The organism is Pelagimonas phthalicica, from assembly GCF_004364805.1.
GTDB classification, from domain to species: domain Bacteria; phylum Pseudomonadota; class Alphaproteobacteria; order Rhodobacterales; family Rhodobacteraceae; genus Pelagimonas; species Pelagimonas phthalicica.
In genome coordinates this window covers 556,709-583,294 of the sequence record NZ_SOAP01000002.1, presented here as the reverse complement: position 1 = coordinate 583,294, position 26,586 = coordinate 556,709, and the positions used below count along the sequence as shown (strand labels likewise).

Here is a 26,586-nt window from a genome sequence, read left to right as displayed (position 1 = left end):
AAGGGCAATCGCCACAGCGCGCGCTTGAATTCCTTTGCCATTAACCCCAGATTAAGCCTCCGAGACCGGAGATGGACAAGCGTTGCCGCCGAGCGGGGCCAGTTCCGTCTTGCCAAAAACAGGAAACGAGCATGAAACAGCCTCTCAATCCCTCTTACCCCGTGCTGCCGCTGCGTGACATCGTGGTGTTCCCGCATATGATCGTGCCGCTTTTCGTTGGGCGCGACAAATCGGTGCGTGCACTCGAAGAGGTGATGAATGATGACAAGCAGATCCTGCTTGCCTCGCAGATCGACCCGTCGGTCGACGACCCCGATACAGATGGCATTTACAAGGCCGGTGTGCTGGCCAATGTGCTGCAACTGCTGAAACTGCCCGATGGCACCGTCAAGGTGCTGGTCGAGGGCCAGACGCGTGTGCGTATCACAGAATACCTTGAAAACGATAGCTTTTTCGAGGCGAGCTGTGACCACCTGACCGAAATGCCCGGCGATCCCGCCGCGCTTGAGGCGCTGGTTCACACCGTCGCCGAAGAGTTTGAGCGTTACGCTAAAGTCAAAAAGAACATCCCCGAAGAGGCGCTTTCGGCTGTTGGCGAAGCGACCGAACCGGCGCAGTTGGCGGATCTGGTTGCCGGCCATCTCGGCATCGAAGTGCCGCAGAAACAAGAGCTGCTGGAAACCCTGTCGATTTCTGAGCGTCTGGAAAAGGTCTATGGCCTGATGCAGGGCGAAATGTCCGTGCTGCAGGTCGAGAAAAAGATCAAGACCCGCGTCAAAACCCAGATGGAGAAAACTCAGCGCGAATACTATCTGAATGAGCAAATGAAGGCCATTCAGAAGGAGCTGGGCGATGGCGAGGATGGCAGCAATGAAATCGCCGAACTCGAAGAGAAAATCGGCGATACAAAGCTCAGCAAAGAGGCCAAGGAAAAGGCCGATGCCGAGCTGAAAAAGCTGAAAAACATGTCGCCCATGTCGGCCGAGGCCACCGTGGTGCGCAACTATCTCGATTGGATGTTGTCGATTCCGTGGGGCACCAAGTCGCGCGTGAAAAAGGACCTGAACAAAGCGCAGGAAATCCTTGATAAGGATCACTATTCTCTGGAAAAAGTCAAAGAGCGTATCGTTGAGTATCTCGCCGTTCAGGCGCGCTCGACCAAGCTCAAGGGCCCGATCCTGTGCCTTGTTGGCCCTCCCGGTGTTGGTAAAACATCGCTTGGCAAATCCATGGCCAAGGCGACCGGTCGTGAGTTCATTCGCATCTCGCTTGGTGGTGTGCGCGATGAATCCGAGATCCGCGGCCACCGCCGCACCTATATCGGCTCCATGCCCGGTAAGATCATTCAGGCGCTGAAAAAGGCGAAAACCACCAACCCGCTGATCTTGCTCGATGAAATCGACAAGATGGGGCAGGATTTCCGTGGTGACCCGGCTTCGGCCATGCTTGAGGTGTTGGACCCCGAACAGAACGCGACTTTTGTCGATCACTATTTGGAGGTCGAGTATGACCTTTCTAACGTGATGTTTGTGACCACGTCGAACAGCTACAACATGCCTGGGCCGCTGCTGGACCGGATGGAGATCATTCCGCTTTCTGGCTACACCGAGGATGAAAAGCTGGAAATCGCCAAACGTCACTTGCTGGACAAGCAGGTCAAGAACCACGGGCTCAAGAAAGGTGAGTTTGAGGTCAAGGATGACGCGCTGACCGCTATCGTTCGCTATTACACCCGCGAGGCAGGCGTGCGGAACCTTGAGCGTGAAGTGGCGAAACTGGCGCGTAAAGCGGTCACCAAAATCGTCAAGAAAGAGGATGAGAAAGTCACCGTAACTGCCGAGAATATCGACGATTTCCTCGGTGTGAAGAAGTATCGCTATGGCTTGGCCGAAGAGGAAAATCAGGTCGGTGTTGTCACCGGGTTGGCCTATACCTCGGTCGGTGGCGACCTCTTGCATATCGAAGCGTTGAAACTGCCCGGCAAAGGGCGGATGAAAACCACCGGTAAGCTTGGCGATGTGATGAAGGAATCCATCGAAGCCGCCAGCAGCTATGTGCGGTCGATCTCTCCGGAAATCGGGGTGAAGCCTCCGAAATTCGACAAGATCGACATTCACGTCCACGTGCCGGACGGGGCGACGCCCAAGGATGGCCCGTCAGCGGGTTTGGCTATGGTGACCTCGATCGTTTCGGTTCTGACCGGCATTCCGGTGCGCAATGACATCGCCATGACCGGCGAGGTCTCTTTGCGTGGCAATGCGATGCCGATCGGTGGCTTGAAAGAAAAACTCTTGGCCGCGCTGCGCGGTGGCATTTCGACGGTCTTTATTCCGCAAGAGAATGAAAAAGACTTGGCCGAACTGCCGGACAACGTCAAAGACGGGTTGAAAATTATCCCGGTCAAACATGTTTCCGAAGTGTTGGAGCAGGCCTTGGTAGCCAAACCCGACCCGATTGAATGGGACGAAGAGGCCGAAGAGGCCGCCGCCGCTGCCCTGAAAGCCGGAGAAGCGGCGACCGGTGCAGTCGCCCACTAAAGAGCTCCAGGTCCTGACCCCAAAAACAGAAAACCCCGCGAAAATCGCGGGGTTTTTTCTTGTCTCAGCGAAAGCTGTTAGTGAGACAAAGCTGCGCCAAATACCGTGATAACGGACAGGGCCATGATCAAGGATGCAGAAGGCGCGCTGCTGTCAGCGGTTTCTTGCACGATCACGGCTGGAGGTGTTTCAACGATAGGATCATTCAGGGCCCCTGCATTTGCTGCGCTTGCTGCAATCAAGAACGTGACACCGACGGCAATTTTTTTCATTTTTCTTCCCCAGAAAAGTACCAATCGCCAAAGACCCTGAAGCGTCACCCATATTGTGTCAAGCAATACTGGCATTGTTAACGAATTTGCGCTAACCTTGTTGCAGAGGGTAAACGCCCCAGCGCAACATAAGCGCGAGTCAAAGCGTATAACGCGCAAAACAATGAGCAGAGACAGGCACAATGGCTACAACGACCCGTAAGACGACCCGTACAACTACGGCGTCCAAAACCACGACCACAAAACGTAAAACCGCGCCAAAACCTGCGCCGGTGGAAGTTGCTGAGGAGACGAGCGCGCAGGATCTGCCGCTATCCTCTCGTGAAGAAATGAAAAAGAAAGAGCTGATCGACCTCGCGGTTGAGCGCAGTGGCGTTAAGAAACGCGATGCGAAACCGGCGATTGAGGCGGCTCTGGCTGTGCTGGGCGAAGCCCTGGCAGAAGGGCGCGAGATCAACATGCGTCCCATGGGCAAGATCAAGGTGTCGCGCATGAAAAAGGTCGTGAATGGCCAGGTGATCAATGCGCGTATCCGTCAGCCCGAAGCCGCCGAGCCCGGTGATGATCCTGATGGCACAATCGACACAGATCCGCTTGCACAGGCCGCCGAGTAAGGGTAAGACGCCCGAACCGGGTGATTAGCTCAGTGGTAGAGCGCTTCGTTCACATCGAAGATGTCAGGAGTTCAAATCTCTTATCACCCACCAGGTTTTTCGAAAACGCGCTCCACCTTGGGGCGCGTTTCCTTTTTAAGTCCATGTTTTCAAAGGGGTTTTCAAGTTTTTTGCGTTGCGGGGCAAAAAACATGAAAATCTTGCGACAAAGCTCTTGCACCCCTCCGCCAGCTTGGCTAAACAGCGCCTCACGGGTGATTAGCTCAGTTGGTAGAGCGCTTCGTTTACACCGAAGATGTCGGGAGTTCGAGTCTCTCATCACCCACCATTCCCCTTGAGACTCTGTTGTAGGTGGTGGTCAGTCGGCGATCACTGCGTGTGCGGTTCGTGCTGCAATGCATGGGGGCTCAACGTCCCAAAAGCCGCATGCCACGATCGATTCCGTCCAGTGTCATCGGCACCATACGATCATCAAAAATCTCGCGGATCATCTGGATGGATTGCGTGTATTGCCAATGGCGCTCGGGCACGGGGTTGATCCAGAGATGATCCGCCCATTGGTGGCGCATCCGTTCTAGCCAAACTTGGCCAGCTTCCTGATTCCAATGCTCATTGGCCCCGCCGGGATAGGCGATTTCATAGGGTGACATCGAGGCGTCACCGACAAAAATGCATTTGTAATCGGAACCATAGGTGTTCAGCACCTCCCAGGTCGGGGTTTGTGCATCCCAACGGCGGCGATTATCGCGCCACAGGCCCTCATAGACGCAATTGTGGAAATAGAAGTGTTCGAGATGTTTGAACTCGACCCGCGCGGCTGAAAACAGCTCTTCCACGATTTTTACATAAGGGTCCATCGACCCGCCCGCATCGAGGAACAGCAACACTTTGACCGCATTGCGCTTTTCAGGCCGGGTTTGGACGTCAAGATAACCATGTTCGGCGGTGGCGCGAATGGTGCCGTCGAGATCCAACTCATCATCGGCACCGTCACGCACCCAGCGGCGCAGGCGTTTCAGCGCGACCTTGATATTGCGCGTGCCCAGCTCAACCGAGTCATCCAGGTTTTTGAATTCGCGTTTGTCCCAGACCTTGACCGCCCGCTGATGGCGGGATTTGTCCTGCCCAATCCGCACGCCTTCGGGGTTATAGCCATAGGCCCCAAAGGGTGAAGTGCCCGCGGTGCCGATCCATTTATTGCCGCCCTGATGGCGACCCTGCTGTTCCTTGAGCCGCTCTTTCAGCGTCTCCATCAGCTTGTCAAATCCACCCAATGCCTCGATCTCGGCCCGTTCTTCGGGTGTCAGATGCTTTTCGGCCATTTTCTCCAGCCAATCAGCGGGCAGATCCACAGCCTCAAGCACCTGTTCGGGGCTGATGCTTTCCAACCCTTTGAAACTGGCGGAAAAGGCGCGGTCAAAGCGGTCAAGATGGCGTTCATCCTTGACCATGGCGCTGCGACCGAGAAAGTAAAAGCTTTCAACATCATAGGTCGCCAATCCGGCCTTCATACCTTCGAGAAAGGCAAGGTATTCACGAAGGGAAACCGGCACCCCGGCGCTGCGCAGATTTTCGAAGAAGGGTACAAACATGTGACCTGTCTAAGACGCGCGCGCACGGGGTGCAACGGGGCAGGGGCTTAGCCTGCGGTTTGCCGTTGCGACAACCAGCTATCCAGCCGCCACAAGCCCCAGGCCAGCGGGATTGCCGCCAGACCGCCGATGACATAGGCCAGCGGCTCGTCACCAAAGGTTTCGAACAATTGGGTATAGGCGTGGATGCCGGCAAAGGTCAGCGCGGTGTTGAACAACCCGCGACGGCCCGAGAATGCGGTCCAAGCGATGATCGCCACCAGGGCCAGCGCCCATAGGATGGAATAGAGCTCAGGCGTGATGAACACAGCGCTTTCCTGAAAGGCATCGCGCAGCGGCTTGAACTCGTCCCAGCTCAGATCGCCACGTTGCGGCCCCCAAAGCGTTTCGCCAATTCGATCCCCCCACAGGCTGCCGACCAGCGCACAGAGATTGGCAACAATGAACCCCATCAGCGACAGGATGCGGGCATGACGCGCGCCGCGCTCGGGCAGGCGGCTGGCCAACCACAGCATTGCGATAATCAACAGGCTCATCTGCAAGATAGAAAGCGTCGATTCCGGGGAGTAGAACGCATACATGGCGTGGAAATAGAATGTCCCGGTTTCAAGCGCTTGCGCGAATGGGAGGATCGCCAAAGCCGTGATGAAACGCACATCGGTGACCCATCCAGACAGGGCGATCAAGCCCGTGGCATAGAGGTAGAAAGCCGTGATCGCCGCGCCGGAAATGTCGTGTTCTGCCAGATAAAAGGCGAGGCCCGACAGGTGCAGGGCAACGCCCATGAGCAGGATGGACCCTTGTACAAAAGGCCCGGTCAACCCGCCCTTGACCAAGGCGCGGGCAGCGATAGCGGCGACGACGGCCCCAGCCGGACCCATGATGAACGCGGCGATGTCTGGGTATTTGTCGACCAGTTCCAAACCAGCCCCACCGATGATCATGCCAGAGCCGATCAGAATGGCCGAACTGCCGAACATGGCGGTTGATTCATAGCCCTTGAGACGTATCAAAAACCCCGCGCCCAACAGGAATCCGCCAACCAGAGCAACCGAAGCCGGGGAGGCCAGCCAAAAGATCAAGCCACCGGTGGCGCAAAGGATGCCAAAACACAGAATGACATTGATGGCCATGGACACCATCAGGCCGCGCGCCTGCTGGCGCATGACCTCGGCAATGTCCTGGGTGATATAGCCTTGGGCGATTAATTTGTCGGGATCGGTGAGAATTGCCATGTCAAATCCATTCCTGAACGATGTTCAAGAATATGGATAGGCCGCAACGTGATGCGCGTCAATAAAAATGAACGCCGTTCAAAAATGTCGTAACGTCAAAAAAAAGCTGCTCAGGCGAGCAGCTTTTCAAGAAGGATGGTCAGCACCATGCCCGCCAGGGCAAAGGCGATCGCAAAACCGGTCGCGTATTGTGCAATGTCAGCGGTGTTTCCATTGCGTTTCTTCGCTGTGAACCCGCCGATCAACGCGCCGATCACTGCGCCCAGGATAACTATCATAACCCGCCATTTCTCCGTCTGATGGGGTTGAGCGAGCCGATTTCGCGCAGTTTGGCGCGGACGGCCCAGTCAGAGCCGAACCCGTATCGCGCCCAGCCCAGCGAGTCCAGTCGCACTTGGCGTCCTTCGGTGGTGCGGCCCGTCATTTCCAGTGCTTCGGCGCGCAGCATCATCAGGGTTGCCAGCAGGGCGGCATTTTCATGGCGCATGGCCGTGTCCAGATGTGGCGTCAGCAGGTAAAGCGCATCATCGCCGCGCCCGGCACTGATCGCATAGGCCGAGAGCTGCGAGGCCACGTAGGCGCGGTGCAGGGCCGTGTCGCGGCTGCTGCCGAAATAGCGCTGCGACAGAACAAAGTGGTCCTGTGCGGATTCAGGATCAACCGCTTGCAACAGGCGACCCATGGCATAGTGGGAAAAGGCAAGGCGGTGATCACGCCAGCCCATGGCCTGCGCCACTTGCAAGGCTTCGGTGGCGGATTGGCGGCGTTGGGCCGGGTTGGCACCGGGGCCAAGCGCGGTTTGCACCGCATCGATCCAGACGCGCGGGGTCTTGTTCAAACGGCGCGGGGCGACGTTTTGGCCCTGCGGGTTGATCCGGGCCAGAATGCCCGGGATGCGATCCGCGACCTCGCTGCGGGTCATGCCGGTTTTCAGCGATGGATCATAATAGGCGCGCAGCACCGTCATGTCATAGCCGGTCAGAACCGTATGCACATTGTCATCGTTAAAAACGCTGTCAGGCAGGCGATAGAGATCGTTCAACGGGCCAAGAGCCTGAGCCAGCTCTTCGTGCAGGCAATCGCGGATTTCCTGGGCACTGGCATCATTCGGGATAAAGATTGCCAGTTTCTCGCGCTTCGTCAGGCGCGACCAGCTGGTCTTGGGCGTGCGGCGATGGGCCTTGTATTCCGCAAGCGACGACACATTGGGCACCACAAAGCACGCAGCTTGGGGCAGGTATTTGCGAATGTCGGCGCGGGTCACGGCCTGGATGGTGATATTGGCCGGCCCGCCGGATTTGGCGCTGATATTGATCCCGGCCTCATTGCGCAGCCGATGCAGCAAGCGCGTCAGATCCGAGCCTAGCGAGGGTGGAGGGGCACCGGTGACGGTCACGGTGATCGGCCCTTCGAACCGGGTCAGGGTGCTCAGCGTGCGGCCCGATTCCAGCGAAAACGCCAGGTCAAGGAAGTCACGCGCCATATCCGAATTGGACGCCACCGGGGCCTGCGGGCGCGGCACCGAAAACACCTTCATCGGGGGCAGGCCGCTTTCGATATTATTGGCGGCCCGGGTCGGTGTGTCCGAATGTGATACCGGCATACAAGCGCCCAGCATCAGGTAAAGCGGAAGGAGAAGACGACGAGTTCTGCGCATCACGACCTCTGGTATTTGACGAAGGGTGTGACAACGCCAATCCGGTCATAAAGCTGCCGGGCGGTGTCATTGAAGTCCTGAGTCAACCAGTAGACGCTTGGCGCACCATGCTCATCCGCGGCCTTGTAAACCGCTTCGATCAACGCGCGCCCGATCCCCATGCCACGCACGGATGGATCGGCGTAAAGGTCCTGCAGATAGCAGACCTCTTCGATTTTCCAGCCATGGCGATGGAACAGGTAATGCACCAAACCGACAAGCTTGCCATCGACCTCAGCCACGTACCCGTTGAAATCACGGGGATCGTCGCCCAACAGGCGCGCAAAAGTCGAGGTGTAGATCTCTTGCGGCAAAGAAGTCTCGTAGAAAGCGAGATACGCCTTCCACAACTCTTTCCACGCGGGACCGTCCTCGGCACGCAAAGCGCGCACGGTCAAAGCCTTCTTTTGGGACACTTTTAGAAGCCTGCCTGCTCGTTGTTGTACTCAGATGTTCAAGACATCCGATGTTTTTCTGTCCTCTGTAGGGAGACTATAGGGCAAAAACAGGGTTTGTGGACAGGGGGATAATTGCCTTGTGCCCAAATTTTTTCCCGGCAGCGGGAATTGGTTAATTTTCTATGAAATTAAGGGGTTTGCGCAGTGCAACCTTGCAACAATCGGCGCAACTATTGCGGGCAATGGGCGGTTCAAACATGTCGAAACCGCCTCTTTTGGGGTGGGTGACGTTAGGGCAGAACCTTGGTTTTGTCACAAAGGGAATAAAGGGCGCTAAGCGCCAGATTGATCCACCCACCAAATCCGGCAGTTGGATCAATTTTCAACCTCAGCGTTCGCGCCGCGCCATAAAGGCCAGGCGCTCAAACAGATGCACATCCTGTTCGTTTTTAAGCAAAGCGCCATGCAAGCGAGGCAGGGCATTGGCCCCGTCGCGTTTCAGGTCATCCGCTGTCAGGTCTTCGGCCAAAAGCAGTTTCAGCCAATCCAGCACTTCGGAGGTCGACGGCTTCTTTTTCAGCCCCGGCTGTTCGCGCAAATCATAGAATTGCGTCAGGGCAGTGGTCAGCAGGGCGTCTTTGATGCCGGGATGATGCACTTCGACAATCTGGCGCAGCGTGTCGTGATCGGGGAATTTGATATAGTGAAAGAAGCAGCGGCGCAGAAACGCGTCTGGCAGTTCCTTTTCATTATTCGAGGTGATGATCACGATCGGGCGGTTGACCGCCTTGATGGTTTCGCCGGTCTCGTAGACGTGAAATTCCATCTTATCGAGCTCTTGCAACAGGTCGTTTGGAAACTCGATATCAGCCTTGTCGATCTCATCGATCAGCAAAACCACCTTTTGATCCGCCTCAAAGGCCTGCCATAGCTTGCCCTTGCGGATGTAGTTTTTCACGTCATTGACGCGCTCATCACCCAATTGGCTGTCGCGCAAACGGCTGACCGCATCATATTCATACAGACCCTGCTGCGCCTTGGTGGTGGATTTGATGTTCCATTCGATCATCGGTGCCCCAAGCGCCTGCGCCACTTGACGGGCCAGCTCGGTCTTGCCGGTGCCCGGTTCGCCCTTGACCAAAAGCGGCCGTTCCAAGGTCACCGCCGCGTTCACCGCCATGGTCAGATCATCGGTGGCCACATAGGTTTCAGTGCCTTCAAAACGCATCACAAACTCCTGCTTCCTCGGGGCGCGTTGCGTAAAATCCTGATTGGGCCTTACGCAAGGTTTCAGGGCAGGGGTAGAGCGCCGCCGCAGCCTTTGCAAGTCACGCCGTAACGTCTTTTGCGCAAAGCCACTTGGTTTTAGCTTGGCCTGCATGCTGGTAACGCCTTGGGTGACATGAGTCTTTTTTCAGCGTTAGTCTTTTCCAAAGACGAGCACGAGATTTTCCTGCCAACCCCTTTTCTTTTCGATGTTTTTTTAAGCGCGGCTAGGGTCTTGTGCCTGAAATTTAACAGCCCTCTGAGGCAAAATTAACTTTATCTCCAAGTCTTGGCGTGATTATCCAAGCCTCGACATGGCACAGCAGGGGCGGAAATAGCCGCGTCCGACATGGGTGATTTTTGCCTAGTGACATCCCCCCGGCCATGCGGTAGATGCAGCGCCGAGGGGCCCCAATAGTCTGGAGAGAATTTTGACATGACGGATGTTGGCGGAGAACACGGGGGAACGATGAAACCTGAAAACTTCCTGCCGGAGGATTATCGTCCGGTCGAAGACGAACCTTTCATGAACGAGCGCCAGGTCGAGTATTTCCGACGCAAGCTCTTGGCATGGAAAACCGAATTGCTGGCCGATAGCCGCGATACCATCGAAACTTTGCAAGAGGGCACGCGCAACATTCCTGACGTGAATGACCGCGCATCGGAAGAAACCGACCGCGCCCTTGAGCTGCGCACCCGCGACCGCCAGCGCAAGTTGGTGAACAAAATCGATGCCGCCCTGCGCCGCATTGATGAGGGTGAATATGGCTATTGCGAAAAAACCGGTGAGCCGATCAGCCTGAAGCGTCTGGACGCGCGTCCGATTGCAACCATGACGCTCGAAGCGCAGGAACAGCATGAGCGGCGCGAGAAAGTCCATCGCGACGATTGATCCGATACCTGTCCAGCAATGGGCATGGCAAAACGGATGACAAGACTGAGCGCCGAGGCCTGAACAGGTCTCGGCGTTGCTATTTCAAGGGGGGGCGGACATGGCGATTGCCGGTCAGGGGATCACGATCATTGGCGGCGGTATTGGCGGGCTGACACTGGCTTTGGCCTTGCATGCCAAAGGCGCTGAGGTCCGGGTTCTTGAACAAGCGGACGCCATTCGCGAGGTCGGGGCCGGTATTCAGGTCAGCCCAAACGGCTTTGCTGTTCTGAACGCCTTGGGGCTGGGCGACGCCTTTGGCAAAATCAGCGTGACCGGGCAGGCGGTGTCTTTGCGCGATTATAAAGCGGGGCGCGAAGTGACGCGCTTGGATCTGACCGGGTTGCCCGACCCGCAAAGCTATCGCTTTGTGCACCGCGCTGATTTGATTGAGCTTCTGGCCACATCCGTGCGCGAATCTGGCGTGACCTTGCGTCTCTTGCAAAAGGCAGAGACTGTGGTCGCGGGGGCGCGCCCGCGGGTGGAATTGGCCAATGGCGATCATGTTGAGGATGACCTGATCATCGGCGCGGATGGGTTGCACTCGGTCCTGCGCCCGGTGCTGAACGGGGTCGCCGCGCCGTTTTTTACTGGTCAGGTGGCCTGGCGCACCGTGGTGCCCAACCTGATGGGGCATCCGCCCGAGGCTCGCGTGCATATGGGGCCGGGTCGCCATGTGGTCAGCTACCCGCTGCGTGGTGGCGAGGCGGTGAACCTGGTCGCCGTGGAAGAACGCCGGGACTGGCAGGCCGAAGGCTGGTCGCATACCGGCGATCCGGCGCAGCTGCGCGCGGCATTCGCCGATTTTGGCGGCATGGTGCCGGAAATGCTGCACGCCGCGGATCAGCCCGGCGTTTGGGGCCTGTTCCGCCATAACGTGGCGCGGCACTGGTTTGGCGAGAATGTTGCTCTGTTGGGCGATGCGGCTCATCCGACCTTGCCTTTCATGGCGCAAGGGGCGGTGATGGCGATGGAGGATGCCTGGGTTCTGGCGGATCGTTTGGATCGAGCCGAAGACGTGGCGCAGGGTCTGGCCGATTATCAAAACACCCGTCGGGACCGGGTTGTGAAAGTGGTTGAGGCAGCCAATGGCAATGCCTGGAAATACCACCTGAGCAATCCCTTGGTCCGCTCAGCTGCGCATTTGGGGCTGGGGATGATGGGGCGTTTGGCACCCGGCAAAATGCTGAGCCAATTTGACTGGATCTACAAACATGACGTGACCGCCGCGCGTTAGGCGCGGTTGTTACCTAGCAGCCGTGCTGACGCACGTCTTGGGGCCAGCCCCCATCCTGTCCTTCCCCCGTACTCGGGGGAAGGGAGAAAGACGCGGTCGACCCCTTGAAATCAGCCCGATTTGCAAGACTTTAGGAGGGGGCGACATTGTTGGTGCCGGTGTTAGGCTGCCGGTGGGGAGGAAATTGAGATGGAACGCTTTGACGGGATTCCGGAAACCGCTTTGGCCTGGCATCGGGCCGGCCAGGGCGCTGTTTTGGCCACGGTGATCGAAACCTGGGGATCAGCCCCGCGCCGCGTCGGGTCGCAATTGGTGATTTCCGCCAGTGGCCAGATCGAGGGCTCGGTTTCCGGCGGCTGCGTCGAGGGGGCCGTCATCGTTGAGGCGATGGAAGCGCTGGATGAAGGCGAGGCGCGCGAATTGGAATTTGGCGTCTCGGATCAGGATGCCTTTGCCGTGGGGCTGGCCTGTGGCGGTACAATCCGGGTGTTGCTGGAACCCATCGGTGCGGTGTTGTCCGAGGACATGCTTGCGCAATTGGTCCGGGCCCGACAGGAGCGCCGCGCGGTGGCCTATGTGGTCGATCTCGACAGTGGCCAGCGGCGCATTGATGCCACTGGACATGCTGACCGATTTCGCATGGATCGATCCGGTTTTGAGCCGGAGAGCCGGGTGTTTGTCGCCATTCACAATCCGCCTTTGCGCTTGATCGTTGTCGGCGCGGTCCATATCACTCAGGCCCTGATACCAATGGCGCGCATCGCAGGCTATGATCCGGTGATCATCGATCCGCGCGAAACCTTTGGCTCCGAGGCGCGGTTTCCCGGTGAAACCCTGATACATGATTGGCCGGATGAGGCGGTGGATGCTTTGGGTCTGGACGGGCGCACAGCTTTGGTTTTGCTGACCCATGATCCGAAACTGGACGATCCCGCCTTAGAGCGCGCCTTGGCCTCGGGCTGTTTCTATATTGGTGCGTTGGGCTCAACCCGCACCCATGCCAAACGGGTGGCTCGCCTGACAGAGGCCGGGTTTGGCGAGGCAGATATTGCACGCATTCACGGGCCGGTTGGGCTTGATCTTGGCGCGGCGGGACCGGCGGAAATTGCTGTGGCGATCATGGCTGAGATGACGCAAGTGCTGAGGAAAGGCGCATGAAGTTTGGACCGGTTCCGGTTGACGATGCTGAGGGCGCGATCCTGGCCCATTCCCTGAAACTTGCCAAGGGGCGGCTGCGCAAGGGGCGGGTGCTGAGCCGCGATGATGTTCAACAGCTGAGCGCTGCGGGTATTTCCGACGTGACGGTCGCCCTGTTGGAAGAGGGTGACATTGGCGAAGATCCGGCCGCTGAGCGTCTGGCGCGCGCGCTGGTTCCAGATGCCGCGCGGGCCGGGCTGCGCCTTGGAGTGGCGTCAACGGGTCGGGTGAACATCTATGCCGATCGCACCGGCGTGGTTGAGGTCCTGGCTGATCGGATCGACGCGCTGAACGCCCTGCACCCGATGATCACAACCGCCACCGTGCCGAAATGGCAGCGTGTTGCGGTCGGCGATATGGTGGCCACGGTCAAGATCATCTCTTACGCGGTGCCCCAAGCGGCGCTTGAGGCGGCATGCCTTGCCGGGCAAACGGGTTTGCGGGTGCGTGGTGTCACCTGCCAACGGGCCAGCCTGATCCAGACTCGCGTTGATGAAAAGGATAGCGGCGAAAAAGGCCATTCCGTGACCGCGGCGCGCCTGTCGCGCATGGGTGTTTCGCTGGAACCATTGCAGATGGTCCCGCATGAAATCGATCCGCTTGCCACAGCCCTGCAAGCCACTGATGCGGATATTTTGCTGATCCTGACCGGGTCGGCCACATCAGATGCATTCGACACCGCCCCCGAGGCTCTGCGCCGGGCCGGTGGCACGGTCACCCATTTTGGCATGCCGGTTGATCCTGGCAATCTGCTGTTCTTTGGCGAGCTTGGCGGACGCCCGGTGATTGGCCTGCCGGGATGCGCGAAATCTCCGGCGATGAATGGCGCGGATTGGGTGTTGGAACGCCTGCTGTGTGGCGTTCCGGTCAGCTCCGGTGACATTGCTGGCATGGGCGTCGGCGGTTTGCTCAAAGAGATCCCGCAACGCGGGCGGTTACGCGACGGCTGATCCGTTGAGACCAAAAAACTGCAAGCAAAGAAAAACCCGCCTCAAAAGGCGGGTTTCATTGTTCAATCAGCGCTGGATCGGCTTATTTGCTCAGTGGGCCGATCATCATGACCATTTGACGGCCTTCCATCTTGGGCATGTTCTCGATCTTGCCCAATTCCTTGACGTCTTCGGCCACACGCTCCAAAAGCTCGCGACCCAGCTGTTGGTGCGCCATTTCACGACCCCGGAAACGCAAAGTCACCTTGACCTTGTCGCCACCTTCCAGGAACTTGAAAACATTGCGCATTTTCACGTCATAATCGTGTTTATCCGTGCCGGGACGGAATTTCACTTCTTTGACTTCAATGGTCTTTTGCTTTTTGCGGGCCTCGGATTCGCGCTTTTGCTGTTCATATTTGAACTTGCCGTAATCCATGATCTTGCAGACCGGCGGATTGGCGTTTGGCGAAATCTCAACGAGATCCAATCCGGCCTGTTCGGCCATATCCATGGCGCGTGCGGGCGTAACAACGCCGACGTTTTCACCTTCGGCACCGATAAGGCGGATTTCAGGGGCGCGAATGCGGTCATTCACGCGGGGGCCAGTGTCGCGCTGTGGAGGCGCGTTATGTGGACGGCGGGCTATGGGTTTGCTCCGATTTGCTGTGTCAATCAGGGGGGCAAGGTAAACTTGACCTCGTGCTTGTTCAAGCGGCAAATCGCGCAAGCTGCAATATGTTAGCGCCTGATTGCGTTATGTGACAGCTCTTTCCCCCTTGCGGATAGGTTAAGGGAGCGTCAAACCCCTAGGTGGAAGCGCGTGGGGGAGTCGCTCGCGCAGGTTAAGACGTGTTCGCAAGGAGTTCGACATGAAGAACTTGATCCTGGTCCTGGTTGCCGCTGCTGCAGCGGTGGGTGGTTATTTCTGGTATACGGGGCAATCCCCCCAAGAGGTCGCCAAAGATGCGGCGGCTGCCACCGAAGAAGTTGTCAAAGACGCGGCGGATGCTGTTGTTGTGGGCGGCGAAGCGGTTGTTGAAGAAGCTGCGGATGCGGTCGACTCTGTGGCGGATGGCGCGGCTGATGTTGCAGATTCCGTTGCCGACGCGGTTGAAGAGGCAGTCGAGGATGTTGCGGATGCAGCGGGCGACGCTGTTGAGGCGGTTGAGGATGCAGCTGACGCGGCTGTTGACACCGCAGAAGGCGCGGCAGATGCCGTAAAAGACGTGGCCGAGGGCGCGGCTGATGCGGCAGTTGATGCTGTTGCAGATGCGGTTGAAGGCACGGGTGCCTTGGGTGATGCAGTTGTTGGCGCCGCCGAAAACGCGGCTGATGCGGCGGCTGACACCGTGGCCGATGCGGTGGATGGCGCGGCTGATATGGCCAAAGACGCGGCTGACGGCGTGGTCGAAGCAGCAGAAGGCGCAGCCGATGATGCGGTTGAAACCGTAAAAGAAACCGCGGATGCGGCCGCCGAAACGGCAGAAGAGACCGCCGATGCCGCAGCAGACGCGGCTGACACAGCTGTTGAAACAGCCGAAGAGACTGCTGACGCCGCAGCGGATGCCGCTGACACTGCTGTCGAGACTGCAGAAGAGGCCGCTGATGCAGCAGCTGAGGAAGCAGTAGATACCGCAGAAGAAACCGCCGACGCGGCTGCTGACACTGCCGAAGAAGCTGTTGAGACAGCGGAAGAAGCGGCTGACGCGGCTGTTGATACTGCCGAGGAAGCTGTTGAAACTGCCGAAGAAACTGCTGATGCGGCTGCCGACACGGCTGAAGCTGCGGCAGATGCGGCCACCGACGGCCCGGCCATCACCGAGCTGCTGACCGTTGACGGGTTCGACTATGACAAAGTGGCCGAATACATCGATGGTTCCGAGCTGAACGCGATTGCCAAAACCGGTGCCAAGGCGCTGCTGGAGCAAGCCAAATCCAACCCGGACGGGTTGCCAGGCATTCTGGACCAACTCAAAGGCGCTCTGGGCCTCTGAGTAAAGAGCGAGAGTTTCCCCTCGCTCTAAACAAATCAAACAACAAAGCCGCAGGTCATCCTGCGGCTTTTATTTTGGCTGTTGAGGTCCGTAGGCGGTTTTGGGGCCGTCTAGATAAGCCTCAACACGCGACTGGAACTTTTCCAGGAACGCGATGAAATCATCCCAGTTTTCGGTTGTATCCCCGGCCCGAATGGCCACCCCGCGCTGATCATTGGCTACAGCGATCATGTCCACCTGCACAGAGGCATCATAGGGCTGTCCGGTCATCTCGGCGAGGTGATCCAGGAAATCTTCGCCAAAGCTCGACAGCATCAGAATGTCGGCATTCAGCGGCTGACCGATCATCAGCATGCCCTCGATCAGGGCGTCAATTTCGCGTGGAGAAATCTTGCAGACATCATATTTGGCCATCACCTGGTCAAGCTGAATGCTCTTGGCCTTGATCTCTGAAAAGGCGGCAGAGGCGGTTTTCTCAGCCTCGGTCGCGGTGATGCCAGGGGGCGGAGCCTTGCTGGCGGGGGTGGTACGATGTGGTGTGGTGTCCATTCTGGCCTCCAATATGTTTGGAGCATAAGAGGCCAGAAATCCGTGCAAATATGGTTAAGCGCGCAGAAAATCCGCGCGCTTGTCTTGATCAGTCAAGAAACGCTTTCTCGACCACATAGTGTTTCGGGTCCGAATTGGCCCCCTCTTCCAACCCATAACCTTCGAGCATGTCCTTGATTTCAAGGTTGAAAGCCAGGTTGCCGCACACCATGGCGCGGTCATTGTCTTTGTCGATCCCGGGCACGCCAAGATCGGCAAACGCCTCGCCCGAGCGCATCAGATCGGTGATCCGACCCATCTTTGGGCTCTCTTCGCGGGTGGTGGTTGGATAATATTTGATCTTTTTCCAGAAGCCTTCGCCGATCACTTCGTTCAAAAGTTCATCAGATTTCAACCCTTCGATCAGGTCACGACCATAGGTCAGCTCGCCCACTTCGCGGCAAGTATGCGTGATGATGACCTCATCGTAATCCTCATAGGTCTGCGGTTCGCGCAGCAGCGATGCAAAAGGCGCAAAGCCGGTGCCGGTGGCAAAGAACCAGATGCGTTTGCCAGGCAGTAGCGCGTCATGCACGAGGGTACCAACGGGTTTGGGGCGCAGGATGATCTCGTCACCTTCTTTGATATGCTGCAATTTCGAGGTCAGCGGACCGTCTGGAACCTTGATCGAATAAAACTCCAACTCTTCGTCCCAGCTCGGCGAGGCAATGGAATAGGCGCGCAGCAGCGGCTTTTCCTTGCCGGTCTTTTCGTTCATCGCCATCAAGCCGATCATCACGAATTCGCCGGAGCGGAACCGCATGGAGGCCGGGCGGGTGCAGCGGAAGGAAAACAGCCGGTCAGTGTAATGCTTGACCTCGGTCACGGTCTGGGCATCCGGCATCGCCGGTTTCTTGGCTTCTTTAACGGGTGCGGGTGCGTCGGTCACTGCGGTCATCTCTTTATGATTCCTTTGCCCGGTTTCTAAACCGGTAACTCAGATTTAGCTTTGATATATGTCAGGTAAAAGCCGCCGAAAGGGGGGAGACACCCGATCGGCGGCCAAAAGCCCGAACATCTATGGCCTCAGCCGCGCATACGCGCCTGGTAATCGTTTTCTTGCCAATTGGCGCGGCTGGCCCAAAGGTCGGCGGGCTGACGCGCGGCCAGTTCCTCGCTGATTTCGACCTCGTCAAAACCACAACGGCGCGCCATGGCATATTGTTCGTTGATCACATGGCCCATGGCCCGCAGCCGGCCTTTGTAGCCGCGCAGGCGCAGATGGCGGGCAATGGAAAAGCCGCGCCCGTCGGCAAAGCTCGGGAAATCAACGCGGATCATCTCGACCCCGTCAATGTCCACGGTCACCGGATCGGCATCCGATGCCAGATCCAATACACCCTCGGCCTCAAAGCCTTTGGTCCAGTCATCTGCGGCAAAGCCGCTATCGGTCACGATCACGCTCATGCCGTTTCTCCTTTTCTTGCGTCGGGCTCTTGCCCGGGTCGCACTGCGCGCCCATTCACAAAATGAATGCCGCACTCTTCTTTCTGTTCACCACGCCAGCGCCCCGCACGGGGATCCTCGCCGGGCTTTACCTTGCTGGTGCAGGGCAGGCAGCCAATGCTGGGATAACCCTGTGCCACCAGCGGATGTTTGGGCAGCCGGTTTTCTTCCATATAGACCCGCACATCGTCCGGGCCCCAAAAGGCCAGCGGGTTCACCTTGATCCGGCCTGTCGCCTCTTCGAGTTCGAAGAACTCGAGATTGGCACGCGACGCGCTTTGATAGCGTTTGCGCCCTGTGATCCAGCCGTCATAGCCCTTGAGCGCGTTTTCCAGCGGCTGGGTCTTGCGCAGATCACAGCAGCGATCCTTGTCAGACAGTTTCAGCGCCCCGTAAGGGTCATGCTGGTCCAGCACAGCCTGTTCGGCCCGGATGATCTGCAGGTTTTCCAGGTGCAGCCTTTCGGCGATCTCCTGTTGGTAAACCAGCGTTTCCGCGAAAAGCAGCCGCGTGTCGATGAACAAGACCGGGGTTTTCCGGTCCACCATCGCCACCAAATGCAGCAGCGCCACGGATTCAGCCCCGAAGCTCGACACCATGGCGATGCGCCCAGCTTCGGGGTCGCGCAGCGCACCTTCCAACACAGCTGTCGCGGAGTGATGGCGATAGCGGTTGTTCAGAGCGTCCACGCGATCCTTGAGGGCGTCCCAATCGGGCACCGCCCCGGTGTTGCGGCCGGGAAACCCGGCTGAGGTGTCTTTCATGGCTCAGGCCGCCTTTACGCGTTTGGTTGCCGCTTCGCCATACAGCGCCTCTTTGAACGGAGGCATGCCAACACGGCGATAGGTCTCGAGGAAGGTTTCGTCCTCGTTTAGGCGCAGCTCCAGATAGGCCGCAACCAGACGCTCGACCGCTGGAACGATCTCGTCATAGGCAAAGCCCGGGCCGGTGCGGGTGCCAATGGCCGCAGTCTGCGTGGCGTCACCGCCCAGCGTGATCTGGTAGTTTTCAACGCCGGCCCGGTCGAGACCCAGGATGCCGATATGTGCCACATGGTGGTGACCACAGGCGTTGATGCAGCCCGAGATCTTGATCTGCAGATGGCCGATATCATGCTCGAGCTTCAGCTCGTCGAAACGGGTCGCGATCTGTTGCGCAACCGGGATCGAGCGGGCCGTGGCCAGCGCGCAGTAATCCATGCCGGGGCAGGCGATGATGTCAGAGATCTGACCGATATTGGCGGTGGCCAGATCATGCGCCTTCAAACGGGCATGAATCTCGGGCAGGTCATCCTTGTGGACATGCGGCAGTACCACGTTTTGCTCATGGCTGATGCGCAGCTCATTATGGCCAAATTCCTTGGCGATATCGGCCATGACGCGCATTTGCGCGCTGCTGGCATCGCCCGGCGTGTCGCCATGTTTCTTGATTGAGATCTGAGCAATCGCATAACCATCCGCCTTATGAGCAGACAGGTTGGTGTCCGCCCAGGACCGGAAGACCGGGTCGCTGTCATAGGCGCGATCAAAGTTCTCGGTGCCTTTGGAGACAAAGTCAGGCGCGGCAAACTGTGCTTCAATCGCCTTCAACTGTTCCTGATCGGTCCCGCTGAACAAAGGCTTGGTGTATTCAAAGCGCTCTTCCACCAGACGGCTGATCTCTTCGATGCCGTGCTCATGCACCGTGATCTTGATGCGGGCTTTGTATTTGTTGTCGCGGCGGCCCAGCACGTTCCACACCGAAACGATGGCTTCGGCATAGGGCAGCAGATCCGCCTGAGGCAGGAAGTCACGCAGCACCTTGCCGATCATCGGCGTGCGGCCCAGACCGCCCCCCACGATAACCTTATAGCCGATCTCACCCGCCTCATTCTTGACGATCTGGAAGGCAAGGTCATGGGCGCGCAGCACGGCGCGATCCGCCTCGGAACCCGACACGGCGATCTTGAACTTGCGCGGCATGAACTGGAATTCCGGGTGGTCGGTGGACCACTGGCGCAGCAGTTCGGCCACCGGGCGCGGATCGGCGATCTCATCCGCCGCGGCACCGGCGAAATGATCGGCGGTCACGTTGCGGATCGTGTTGCCCGAGGTCTGAATGGCGTGCATCTGCACCTCACCCAGCGCGTCCAGCATATCTGGCACATCGCTCAGCTTGGGCCAGTTATACTGGATGTTCTGACGGGTGGTGAAATGGCCATAGCCCTTGTCCCACTTATCGGCGATATCGGCCAGCTTGTGCATCTGACGCGAGCTCAGCGTGCCATAGGGAATGGCAACGCGCAGCATGTAGGCGTGCAGCTGCAGGTACAACCCGTTCATCAGGCGCAGCGGGCGGAATTCATCCTCGGTCAGCGCGCCAGAGATGCGGCGTTCGACCTGGTTGCGGAACTGACGATTGCGTTCGGCGACAAAGGCGTGGTCAAAGTCGGAATAGCTATACATGGCTCGTTTCCTCTGGGCTTGGCGGTCCAAATTCCGTCAACGGAATTTGCAAATTCCATGGATGGAATTTGGGCGCGTGTTGCGATGTCAGTGAGCGGCTTGTTTGCCGTGGAAATAGTTGGATGGGCCGGTGGCGCGAAAATCTTCGCGGAAATGCACCGGCTGCGGGCCGTTGTCACCTGCGGCCATATCGGTCAGATAGGCCCCGACGATCTTGTCTTGCTGCGCGCTGGCCTCGATCAGGCGGGCATCTGCCACGGCCTCATCGGTCAGCAGCTCGGCCTGGGCCAGATCGCGCACCCAGTCATTTGTTTCCGAGAAATAAACCACATCACCTTCGATCAAGGCATTGGCGGTGATCACTTTGGGGGTAAACGCCTTGGGCATCAGGCTAGCTCCTGTACGAGAATGTCTTGGGCGGCAGCGTCGCGCGGGGACAATCCCCACAGCATCAGTGCCGGGCCTTTCGGGTCAGCCTGATCCACGAGGTCAGGCAATTGGGTCAGGGTGGTGGCCAGGATGCGCTGATCGGCGCGGCTGGCATTTTCCACCAATGTCACGGGCGTATCGGGCGCGGCTCCATGCATCAGCAACCGGCCTTGGATAAAGCGCGCGGCGCGCTTGCCCATATAGATGGCGGCGACTTCGCCGGATTGGGCAAGGGCGCGCCAATCGTGATCGGCAAACCCCTTCATGTCGTGACCGGTCAGAATACGGGCCGAGGCATTGCGGCCCCGCTTGGTCAGCGATTGACCAATGGCCGACAGGCTGGCCGAGGCGGCGGTGATGCCGGGCACGATGTCATAGGTCAGATCGGCGGCCTCAACGGCTTCGATCTCTTCGTCCAGACGGGCAAATACGGTCGGATCGCCGCCCTTCAGGCGCACGACAGTATGCCCCTGCAAGGCATTTTCGACGATGCGGGCATTGATCTCTTCCTGCGGAGTATGGTGGCCAAAGCCTTTTTTGCCGACCGGAATGATCTTGACCGCCTTGCGCGCCAGCAGGACAATCTGGTTCGGCACCAACCCGTCATGGATCACCACATCTGCCGCCTGCAAAGCATCCAGCGCCTTGAGCGTCAGCAGATCCGGATCACCGGGACCCGCACCAACAAAACGCACTTTTCCTGGTGTCGGGGCAGGGTGTACGTTGCGCGATGATTTGAACAGCTGAGCCAGCATGGGTGTGAACCTTTGTGTTTCTGCACTGCAATATAGGAAATTTTCCCGCATCTTCGCTATATGCCTGGGCAAATAAGGAAAGATGTTCTAAGTTTCCGCAGGCGGGGGAGCCAGGTTCCTCGATTTGGCAAAAACAGGAACAAAAATGAAGATCGACGACACAGACCGGAAAATCCTCATTTCGCTGCAACGCGACGCAGCGCAATCCTTGGATGAAATTGCCCGCGAAGTGGGCTCTTCCAAGACCCCGGTTTGGAATCGCATACGCAAGATGCGCGAGGCCGGGATCATTGGTGCGCAGACCGTGATCCTTGATGCCGAAGCCCTTGGTTTTGAGGCAACTTTCTTTGTTTTGATCCGCACGTCTGAGCACGAGGCGGATTGGCAGCAAAAATTCCTCGCTGCCCTGCGTGCGCGCCCCGAGGTGCAAGAGGCGCATCGTCTGGCCGGGGATATCGATTACATCCTCAAGGTCCGCGTCGAAAACGCCCGCGCTTATGACGTCTTCTATCAGGCGCTGATTTCCGAGGTCAAAGTCCACAATGTGACCGCGCTTCTCTCGATGGAAGAGATCAAGGCAACAACCGCCTTGCCGCTCTGAGCTGCGACAGGACAGGCTGGCAGCCCGCGCCGCTTGGATGGTACAAACCCTTATGACACACCGCTCATCCCTCAGAACGCTTGGCATCGCGCTGTATCTTCTTTGCGTGGCGGCTGTGACCTGGGGCGCGTGGAGCTATTCCTATGCGCAGGCCTTGGGGCAGATCGCAGCGCGCGGGGAATCCGACCTGGCTTTGGCCTCTGACCGGTTGGTGGCGGGATTGCTGCGCTACCGCTCAACCGCCGTGCTTTTGTCCGATCATCCCGCTTTGGCGGACCTGCATTCCGGCGGTCTGCGCGCGGCCGCAGATAATCTGTTGCTGGAAACCGTGGACAAGACCGGCGCGATGATGGCGCTTTACCTTGATCGCGACGGGCAGGTCTTGGCGGCATCACATCAGGGGGATGATCGCGAGCGGTCCATCGCGCCTGTGTTCCTGCGGGCCAGCGATGGGGCGCTTGGGGCCAGCCATGGCATCAGCGATCAGTTTGGGCGCCGCGCCTATTACTTTGCCTCGCCCAGTTTCGAGGAAACGGGTGGCGTGCGCGGTATCTTGGTGGTCGCGGTGGATATCGACCGGCTGGAACAGGAATGGCGCGCCTCGCGTCCGGCGGTGTTCTTTTCTGATGATCTTGGCCAGATTTTCGTGACCAGCCGCTCAGAACTTTTATTCTGGAAGAAAGGGTTGCGGGGTTTTGTTGATCCAGCAGGTGAGTTGCATGAGGTGCGGATTGAGACCGAAAGCGGTCATGATTTCTGGCACCAATCGCTCAGCCCCTACGTGCCCTCCACGGCGCTATACCTGAAACAACCCTTGCCAGTGATCGGCATGACGGGCGAGGCGCTTTTGGATGTTGGTCCGGCCCAGCGTCTTGCGGGGTTGCAGACCGGAATTGTTGCGGTGCTCGGGCTGGTCTTGGGGGCGGTTCTGGTTGTGGCTGACATTCGTCGGCGCACCTTGGCCCGCGCCAATGTGATCTTGGAAACGCGAGTCAGGGACCGCACGCAAGATCTGGAGCAAGCCAATGACGCCCTGCGCCATGAGGTCAAAGAGCGCCAAGACGCCGAGGCCGCCTTGCGCAAGGCGCAGGCCGATCTGGTGCAGGCGGGCAAGCTGTCAGCGCTGGGGCAAATGTCGGCGGGGATCAGTCACGAGTTAAACCAACCTCTTATGGCTATCCGGCAATATGCTGAAAATGGGGAGTCTTTTCTAACTCGCGGGCGTCCGGAAAAGGCTGGTGAAAACCTTTCCCGCATTTCGCAATTGGCCACCCGCGCGGCGCGTATCATCACCAATTTGCGCGCCTTTGCCCGCAATGAAAATGAACCGATGGGCAAGGTTGACCTAGTCGGTGTGATCCAATCCGCCGTCGAATTGACCGAGGCGCGCTTGGCCAGCGACGGCGTCACGCTTGATTGGGACCCAAAGGCCACCAAAGGCCCGGTTTATGCCCGTGGCGGCGAGGTTCGGCTAAGCCAGGTCTTTGTCAACCTGATCAACAATGCCGCAGATGCCATGGCGGGACTTGAGCAGAAGAGCATCAGGATCGAGATTAACAATGGCGAACAACTCTCTGTAAATGTTTCTGATTCCGGCCCCGGGATCGCAGATCCGGATCGTATCTTTGAACCCTTTTACTCGACCAAGGAAGTTGGCGAGGGCATGGGTCTGGGGCTTTCCATTTCTTACGGGCTGGTCCAAAGCTTTGGCGGCCAGATCCGTGGCAGCAATGCCGAACATGGCGCGATGTTCACCGTAGAACTCGAATATTGGAGCTCAGATTAAGGGGATGGGAGCCAGCTAGGATGAAGGTTTTATTGGTCGATGACGATTTCGAGGTGCGCCAGGCCCTGTCGCAAACCCTTGAACTTGCCGATATCGACACGCTGACTGCCGGGTCGTTCCTTGAGGCCAAGGATCACATCACGCCCGCCTTTGACGGGGTGATCGTCTCCGATATTCGTATGCCGGGTCGTGATGGGTTTCACCTGCTGGACCATGCGCGCGCGCAGGATACGGACCTTCCCGTGATCCTGTTGACGGGCGAAGGCGACATTCCCATGGCCGTTCGGGCCATGTCGCAAGGGGCATTTGGGTTTCTTGAAAAACCTTGTGGCACCAATGATTTGCTGTCCATTGTTAATCGGGCACTGCATACGCGCGGGTTGGTTCTTGAGAACCGCCATCTCAAGGCGCAAATGGAAGACGGTGACCCGGCAGCGCGGATGATTTTTGGCGTTTCGTCCAAAGCTGACGCACTGCGTAAAAAGGCGCGCGCAGCGGCGCAGGCTGATACGGATGTGTTGATTTCAGGCGCGCCCGGATCGGGTATCTCCAAAATCGCCGAGGTCGTGCATTTATGTTCCATGCGCGCCAAAGCCCCCTTTGAAAAGCGCGCCGCAGCGGGGTTAACCCGAAGTGATCTGACACAAATCTGGGAGGCCTGCGCCAATGGTACGCTGTTCCTGGATGAAATTGGCGCGCTCTCCAAAGACGCGCAACTGGCGCTGCTGGATCTGGTAGAGCAGGGCGGGGCGACCCTGATCGGCGGCACCACCCGTGATCTGAGCAAACAGGTGGATGCGGGCGAGTTTTCGTTCGAACTGTATTACCGGCTGGATGTGATGCAATTGCGCATTCCAGCCCTCAGCGAGCGGCCCGAGGACATCCCGGTTATCTTCCGTCACTATGTCTCGCAGGCTGCGGAACAAGCAGGCCAGCCGATGCCGGAGGTGTCAGAGGACCAACTGGCCGATCTGATGGCCCGCGATTGGCCCGGCAATGCCCGTGCCTTGATGTCCGAGGCGATGCGTTTGGTGCTTGGGGTTGGCGGTGAGGCCCCTCAAGCAGGCGAAGGGCTGGGCCTGGCGGATAGATTGGCGCAAGTCGAACGCTCGCTTTTGGCCGAGGCGCTTGGCAAGGCGCAGGGGCAGGCGCGCGCCGCTGCCGAAGCGCTGAAACTGCCGCGCAAGACCTTTTACGACAAGCTGGCAAAATATGGGCTCAAGCCCGAAGATTTCAAGCCGTCCCAAGAATCGAATCGCGATTCGTGAAACTTGTGCGGAAATCCGCACAACCACCGCTAACAGTTGTGCGGGAATTCGCACAGCTTTGCTCACACCTCTGGTCACCCTCTGCCTGATTTTGCGGCAACACTCGGTTTTTGCGACAAAAATTCCCCCAAGACAGAATTTCAAACCCCGCGCTTGATCCGATTCTCTTGCCCCGGTTTTGTTAACCCGTCGGCAACCCGAGGAGGGGACGCCAACGAAAATGACAATTTTGGGGAGGATACCCATGAAGAAGTTTCTGATGTCCGCCGTTGCGGCCACCGCTTTGATGACCAGCGCCACCACCGCCATGGCGGCCTGCGACGAAGGCGAAATCGTCATCAAGTTCAGCCACGTCACCAACACCGACAAGCACCCCAAAGGCATCGCTGCCAGCCTGCTGGAGCAGCGCGTCAACGAAGAGATGAACGGCAAGGTCTGCCTCGAGGTGTTCCCGAACTCCACTCTTTACAACGACAACCAGGTTCTCGAAGCGATGCTGAACGGCGACGTTCAACTGGCCGCGCCCTCCTTGTCGAAATTCGAGCAGTTCACCAAACAGTTCCGCATCTTTGACTTGCCTTTCATGTTCAAGAACATGGATGCCGTGAACGCGTTCCAGAATTCTGACACCGGTCAGGCGATGAAAGAATCAATGACCCGTCGCGGTCTGCTGGGCCTGGCCTTCTGGCACAATGGCATGAAGCAGATGTCGGCGAACAAGCCGCTGGAAAACCCATCGGATGCCGAAGGTCTGAAATTCCGCGTTCAGAACTCCGAAGTGCTCAAGGCACAAATGGCGGCTCTGGGTGGCTCGCCGCAGCCAATGGCATTCTCCGAAGTCTATGGCGCGCTGCAAACCGGCGTTGTGGATGGTCAGGAAAACACCTGGTCCAACATCTACGGCAAAAAGTTCTTTGAAGTTCAGGACGGTATCACCGAAACCAACCACGGTATCATCGACTACCTCCTCGTGACCTCGACCGATTTCTGGGACAGCCTGCCTGAAGATGTTCAGACCCAACTGGCCACTATCATCAACGAAGTCACCGAGACACGGAACAGCGAAGCCTATACCGTGAACCAGGCGGCCAAACAGTCGGTCATCGACGCGGGCGGCGTTGTGCGCCAGCTGACCCCGGAACAGCGCGCAGCATGGGTTGAAACCATGAAGCCGGTTTGGGACCAGTTCAAAGACGATGTAGGCCAGGAAAACATCGACGCAGCACAAAAAACCAACCAAATGTTCTAAGCCCTCGGGCTTGAACTGACCCGGCCCGCCGCGTTTCGGGCCGGGTTTTTCCGAGCGTATGGTCACAGCACTCGGCAAACCTGTTTCTTCTGACATGATCAACGTTCATGGACGCCATT

The 26,586-nt window shown here is 58.1% G+C and carries 25 protein-coding genes, 2 tRNA genes and 1 pseudogene; 13 read left to right on the top strand and 15 right to left on the bottom strand.

The features are described from left to right. Positions 1-131 precede the first annotated feature (131 nt). Positions 132-2,537: an endopeptidase La gene (gene lon, locus CLV87_RS12920; protein ID WP_099245913.1), complete on the top strand. Its 2,406-nt coding sequence runs from the start codon at positions 132-134 to the stop codon at positions 2,535-2,537. Positions 2,538-2,614: 77 nt separating this feature from the next. Here the strand turns inward: lon and CLV87_RS12915 are convergent, their stop codons facing one another. Continuing rightward, positions 2,615-2,809, bottom strand: coding sequence for a hypothetical protein (locus CLV87_RS12915; protein ID WP_099245911.1), 195 nt, complete (start codon positions 2,807-2,809; stop codon positions 2,615-2,617). Positions 2,810-2,991: 182 nt separating this feature from the next. Between CLV87_RS12915 and CLV87_RS12910 the strand changes: the two genes are divergently transcribed. The 3 genes from CLV87_RS12910 (at position 2,992) to CLV87_RS12900 (ending at position 3,751) form a co-directional block, all read left to right on the top strand. Continuing rightward, on the top strand, positions 2,992-3,423 hold the full coding sequence (locus tag CLV87_RS12910; RefSeq protein WP_235871922.1) for an HU family DNA-binding protein: 432 nt from the start codon (positions 2,992-2,994) through the stop codon (positions 3,421-3,423). An 18-nt stretch (positions 3,424-3,441) separates the two neighbouring features. Continuing rightward, positions 3,442-3,516, top strand: a tRNA-Val gene (locus CLV87_RS12905). A 159-nt stretch (positions 3,517-3,675) separates the two neighbouring features. Continuing rightward, positions 3,676-3,751 (top strand) — tRNA-Val (locus tag CLV87_RS12900). A 79-nt stretch (positions 3,752-3,830) separates the two neighbouring features. Here CLV87_RS12900 and CLV87_RS12895 read toward each other — a convergent pair. The 6 genes from CLV87_RS12895 to CLV87_RS12870 form a co-directional block, all read right to left on the bottom strand. Next, positions 3,831-5,015, bottom strand: a complete 1,185-nt coding sequence (locus CLV87_RS12895) for a vWA domain-containing protein (protein WP_099245907.1) — start codon at positions 5,013-5,015, stop codon at positions 3,831-3,833. Positions 5,016-5,062: 47 nt separating this feature from the next. Further along, positions 5,063-6,250, bottom strand: a complete 1,188-nt coding sequence (locus CLV87_RS12890) for a hypothetical protein (RefSeq protein WP_099245905.1) — start codon at positions 6,248-6,250, stop codon at positions 5,063-5,065. A gap of 110 nt (positions 6,251-6,360) precedes the next feature. Beyond that, entirely contained in the window at positions 6,361-6,528 is a 168-nt protein-coding gene (locus CLV87_RS12885) for an apolipoprotein acyltransferase (RefSeq protein WP_099245903.1), read from the bottom strand. After that, positions 6,525-7,907 (bottom strand): DUF2927 domain-containing protein, encoded by a 1,383-nt coding sequence (locus tag CLV87_RS12880; protein ID WP_099247746.1) that lies wholly within the window; start codon positions 7,905-7,907, stop codon positions 6,525-6,527. The genes CLV87_RS12885 and CLV87_RS12880 overlap by 4 nt, the downstream gene beginning before the upstream one ends. After that, a complete protein-coding gene (locus CLV87_RS12875; RefSeq protein WP_099245901.1) occupies positions 7,907-8,362 on the bottom strand; it encodes a GNAT family N-acetyltransferase in 456 nt (151 codons plus the stop codon). The genes CLV87_RS12880 and CLV87_RS12875 overlap by 1 nt, the downstream gene beginning before the upstream one ends. Positions 8,363-8,732: 370 nt before the next feature. Beyond that, positions 8,733-9,572: an AAA family ATPase gene (locus CLV87_RS12870; RefSeq protein ID WP_099245897.1), complete on the bottom strand. Its 840-nt coding sequence runs from the start codon at positions 9,570-9,572 to the stop codon at positions 8,733-8,735. 507 nt (positions 9,573-10,079) lie between these two features. On the opposite strand from CLV87_RS12870, the gene dksA reads away from it, so the two are divergent. From dksA to CLV87_RS12850, 4 genes are all read left to right on the top strand, one after another. Then, on the top strand, positions 10,080-10,502 hold the full coding sequence (gene dksA, locus CLV87_RS12865) for an RNA polymerase-binding protein DksA (protein ID WP_099245895.1): 423 nt from the start codon (positions 10,080-10,082) through the stop codon (positions 10,500-10,502). Between the two features lie 100 nt (positions 10,503-10,602). Further along, positions 10,603-11,778 carry an FAD-dependent monooxygenase gene (locus CLV87_RS12860; protein WP_099245892.1) on the top strand — a complete coding sequence of 392 codons (1,176 nt, stop codon included), beginning with the start codon at positions 10,603-10,605 and terminating at the stop codon, positions 11,776-11,778. Positions 11,779-11,967: 189 nt separating this feature from the next. Next, positions 11,968-12,936 (top strand): XdhC family protein, encoded by a 969-nt coding sequence (locus tag CLV87_RS12855; protein WP_099245890.1) that lies wholly within the window; start codon positions 11,968-11,970, stop codon positions 12,934-12,936. Beyond that, positions 12,933-13,925, top strand: a complete 993-nt coding sequence (locus CLV87_RS12850) for a molybdopterin-binding protein (protein WP_099245888.1) — start codon at positions 12,933-12,935, stop codon at positions 13,923-13,925. Before CLV87_RS12855 ends, CLV87_RS12850 begins: the two co-directional genes overlap by 4 nt. Positions 13,926-14,007: 82 nt before the next feature. Here the strand turns inward: CLV87_RS12850 and infC are convergent, their stop codons facing one another. Then, positions 14,008-14,502 carry a translation initiation factor IF-3 gene (infC, locus tag CLV87_RS12845; protein WP_235871921.1) on the bottom strand — a complete coding sequence of 165 codons (495 nt, stop codon included), beginning with the start codon at positions 14,500-14,502 and terminating at the stop codon, positions 14,008-14,010. A gap of 274 nt (positions 14,503-14,776) precedes the next feature. Here infC and CLV87_RS12840 point away from each other — a divergent pair, with 274 nt between their 5' ends. Continuing rightward, positions 14,777-15,901: a hypothetical protein gene (locus CLV87_RS12840; protein ID WP_099245887.1), complete on the top strand. Its 1,125-nt coding sequence runs from the start codon at positions 14,777-14,779 to the stop codon at positions 15,899-15,901. A gap of 69 nt (positions 15,902-15,970) precedes the next feature. Here the strand turns inward: CLV87_RS12840 and CLV87_RS12835 are convergent, their stop codons facing one another. The 7 genes and pseudogenes from CLV87_RS12835 to cobA form a co-directional block, all read right to left on the bottom strand. Further along, positions 15,971-16,450, bottom strand: a complete 480-nt coding sequence (locus CLV87_RS12835) for a hypothetical protein (RefSeq protein ID WP_099245886.1) — start codon at positions 16,448-16,450, stop codon at positions 15,971-15,973. 88 nt (positions 16,451-16,538) lie between these two features. After that, positions 16,539-17,387: a ferredoxin--NADP reductase gene (locus tag CLV87_RS12830; protein WP_099245885.1), complete on the bottom strand. Its 849-nt coding sequence runs from the start codon at positions 17,385-17,387 to the stop codon at positions 16,539-16,541. A gap of 128 nt (positions 17,388-17,515) precedes the next feature. Continuing rightward, a complete protein-coding gene (locus CLV87_RS12825; protein WP_099245884.1) occupies positions 17,516-17,896 on the bottom strand; it encodes a DUF934 domain-containing protein in 381 nt (126 codons plus the stop codon). Then, a complete protein-coding gene (locus CLV87_RS12820) occupies positions 17,893-18,699 on the bottom strand; it encodes a phosphoadenylyl-sulfate reductase (protein WP_099245883.1) in 807 nt (268 codons plus the stop codon). Before CLV87_RS12820 ends, CLV87_RS12825 begins: the two co-directional genes overlap by 4 nt. A 3-nt stretch (positions 18,700-18,702) precedes the next feature. Next, positions 18,703-20,379 (bottom strand): nitrite/sulfite reductase, encoded by a 1,677-nt coding sequence (locus tag CLV87_RS12815; RefSeq protein WP_099245882.1) that lies wholly within the window; start codon positions 20,377-20,379, stop codon positions 18,703-18,705. 87 nt (positions 20,380-20,466) lie between these two features. Continuing rightward, on the bottom strand, positions 20,467-20,766 hold the full coding sequence (locus CLV87_RS12810) for a DUF2849 domain-containing protein (RefSeq protein WP_099245881.1): 300 nt from the start codon (positions 20,764-20,766) through the stop codon (positions 20,467-20,469). Then, positions 20,766-21,509 (bottom strand): annotated as a pseudogene (cobA, locus tag CLV87_RS12805) (uroporphyrinogen-III C-methyltransferase); the annotation flags it as partial. The gene CLV87_RS12810 and the pseudogene cobA, both read right to left, overlap by 1 nt. 199 nt (positions 21,510-21,708) lie before the next feature. Here cobA and CLV87_RS12800 point away from each other — a divergent pair. From CLV87_RS12800 to CLV87_RS12785, 4 genes are all read left to right on the top strand, one after another. Then, positions 21,709-22,164: an Lrp/AsnC family transcriptional regulator gene (locus CLV87_RS12800; RefSeq protein ID WP_099245877.1), complete on the top strand. Its 456-nt coding sequence runs from the start codon at positions 21,709-21,711 to the stop codon at positions 22,162-22,164. 52 nt (positions 22,165-22,216) lie between these two features. Further along, positions 22,217-23,950 carry a sensor histidine kinase gene (locus tag CLV87_RS12795; RefSeq protein WP_099245875.1) on the top strand — a complete coding sequence of 578 codons (1,734 nt, stop codon included), beginning with the start codon at positions 22,217-22,219 and terminating at the stop codon, positions 23,948-23,950. 20 nt (positions 23,951-23,970) lie between these two features. Next, entirely contained in the window at positions 23,971-25,218 is a 1,248-nt protein-coding gene (locus CLV87_RS12790) for a sigma-54-dependent transcriptional regulator (RefSeq protein WP_099245873.1), read from the top strand. A gap of 244 nt (positions 25,219-25,462) precedes the next feature. Beyond that, positions 25,463-26,467, top strand: coding sequence for a TRAP transporter substrate-binding protein (locus tag CLV87_RS12785; protein WP_099245871.1), 1,005 nt, complete (start codon positions 25,463-25,465; stop codon positions 26,465-26,467). The last annotated feature ends 119 nt before the right edge of the window (positions 26,468-26,586 follow it).

What these genes read in the sequence shown, in the direction of transcription:
- CLV87_RS12895 (WP_099245907.1), bottom strand. Translation starts at nt 5,015, where the DNA reads ATGTTTGTACCCTTCTTCGAAAATCTGCGCAGCGCCGGGGTGCCGGTT.
- CLV87_RS12855 (WP_099245890.1), top strand. Translation starts at nt 11,968, where the DNA reads ATGGAACGCTTTGACGGGATTCCGGAAACCGCTTTGGCCTGGCATCGG.
- CLV87_RS12800 (WP_099245877.1), top strand. Translation starts at nt 21,709, where the DNA reads ATGAAGATCGACGACACAGACCGGAAAATCCTCATTTCGCTGCAACGC.
- CLV87_RS12840 (WP_099245887.1), top strand. Translation starts at nt 14,777, where the DNA reads ATGAAGAACTTGATCCTGGTCCTGGTTGCCGCTGCTGCAGCGGTGGGT.
- CLV87_RS12820 (WP_099245883.1), bottom strand. Translation starts at nt 18,699, where the DNA reads ATGAAAGACACCTCAGCCGGGTTTCCCGGCCGCAACACCGGGGCGGTG.
- CLV87_RS12790 (WP_099245873.1), top strand. Translation starts at nt 23,971, where the DNA reads ATGAAGGTTTTATTGGTCGATGACGATTTCGAGGTGCGCCAGGCCCTG.
- CLV87_RS12870 (WP_099245897.1), bottom strand. Translation starts at nt 9,572, where the DNA reads ATGCGTTTTGAAGGCACTGAAACCTATGTGGCCACCGATGATCTGACC.
- CLV87_RS12785 (WP_099245871.1), top strand. Translation starts at nt 25,463, where the DNA reads ATGAAGAAGTTTCTGATGTCCGCCGTTGCGGCCACCGCTTTGATGACC.
- dksA (WP_099245895.1), top strand. Translation starts at nt 10,080, where the DNA reads ATGAAACCTGAAAACTTCCTGCCGGAGGATTATCGTCCGGTCGAAGAC.
- CLV87_RS12890 (WP_099245905.1), bottom strand. Translation starts at nt 6,250, where the DNA reads ATGGCAATTCTCACCGATCCCGACAAATTAATCGCCCAAGGCTATATC.
- CLV87_RS12885 (WP_099245903.1), bottom strand. Translation starts at nt 6,528, where the DNA reads ATGATAGTTATCCTGGGCGCAGTGATCGGCGCGTTGATCGGCGGGTTC.
- CLV87_RS12860 (WP_099245892.1), top strand. Translation starts at nt 10,603, where the DNA reads ATGGCGATTGCCGGTCAGGGGATCACGATCATTGGCGGCGGTATTGGC.
- CLV87_RS12815 (WP_099245882.1), bottom strand. Translation starts at nt 20,379, where the DNA reads ATGTATAGCTATTCCGACTTTGACCACGCCTTTGTCGCCGAACGCAAT.
- CLV87_RS12795 (WP_099245875.1), top strand. Translation starts at nt 22,217, where the DNA reads ATGACACACCGCTCATCCCTCAGAACGCTTGGCATCGCGCTGTATCTT.
- CLV87_RS12825 (WP_099245884.1), bottom strand. Translation starts at nt 17,896, where the DNA reads ATGAGCGTGATCGTGACCGATAGCGGCTTTGCCGCAGATGACTGGACC.
- CLV87_RS12910 (WP_235871922.1), top strand. Translation starts at nt 2,992, where the DNA reads ATGGCTACAACGACCCGTAAGACGACCCGTACAACTACGGCGTCCAAA.
- CLV87_RS12830 (WP_099245885.1), bottom strand. Translation starts at nt 17,387, where the DNA reads ATGACCGCAGTGACCGACGCACCCGCACCCGTTAAAGAAGCCAAGAAA.
- CLV87_RS12850 (WP_099245888.1), top strand. Translation starts at nt 12,933, where the DNA reads ATGAAGTTTGGACCGGTTCCGGTTGACGATGCTGAGGGCGCGATCCTG.
- CLV87_RS12915 (WP_099245911.1), bottom strand. Translation starts at nt 2,809, where the DNA reads ATGAAAAAAATTGCCGTCGGTGTCACGTTCTTGATTGCAGCAAGCGCA.
- CLV87_RS12810 (WP_099245881.1), bottom strand. Translation starts at nt 20,766, where the DNA reads ATGCCCAAGGCGTTTACCCCCAAAGTGATCACCGCCAATGCCTTGATC.
- CLV87_RS12880 (WP_099247746.1), bottom strand. Translation starts at nt 7,907, where the DNA reads ATGCGCAGAACTCGTCGTCTTCTCCTTCCGCTTTACCTGATGCTGGGC.
- lon (WP_099245913.1), top strand. Translation starts at nt 132, where the DNA reads ATGAAACAGCCTCTCAATCCCTCTTACCCCGTGCTGCCGCTGCGTGAC.
- CLV87_RS12835 (WP_099245886.1), bottom strand. Translation starts at nt 16,450, where the DNA reads ATGGACACCACACCACATCGTACCACCCCCGCCAGCAAGGCTCCGCCC.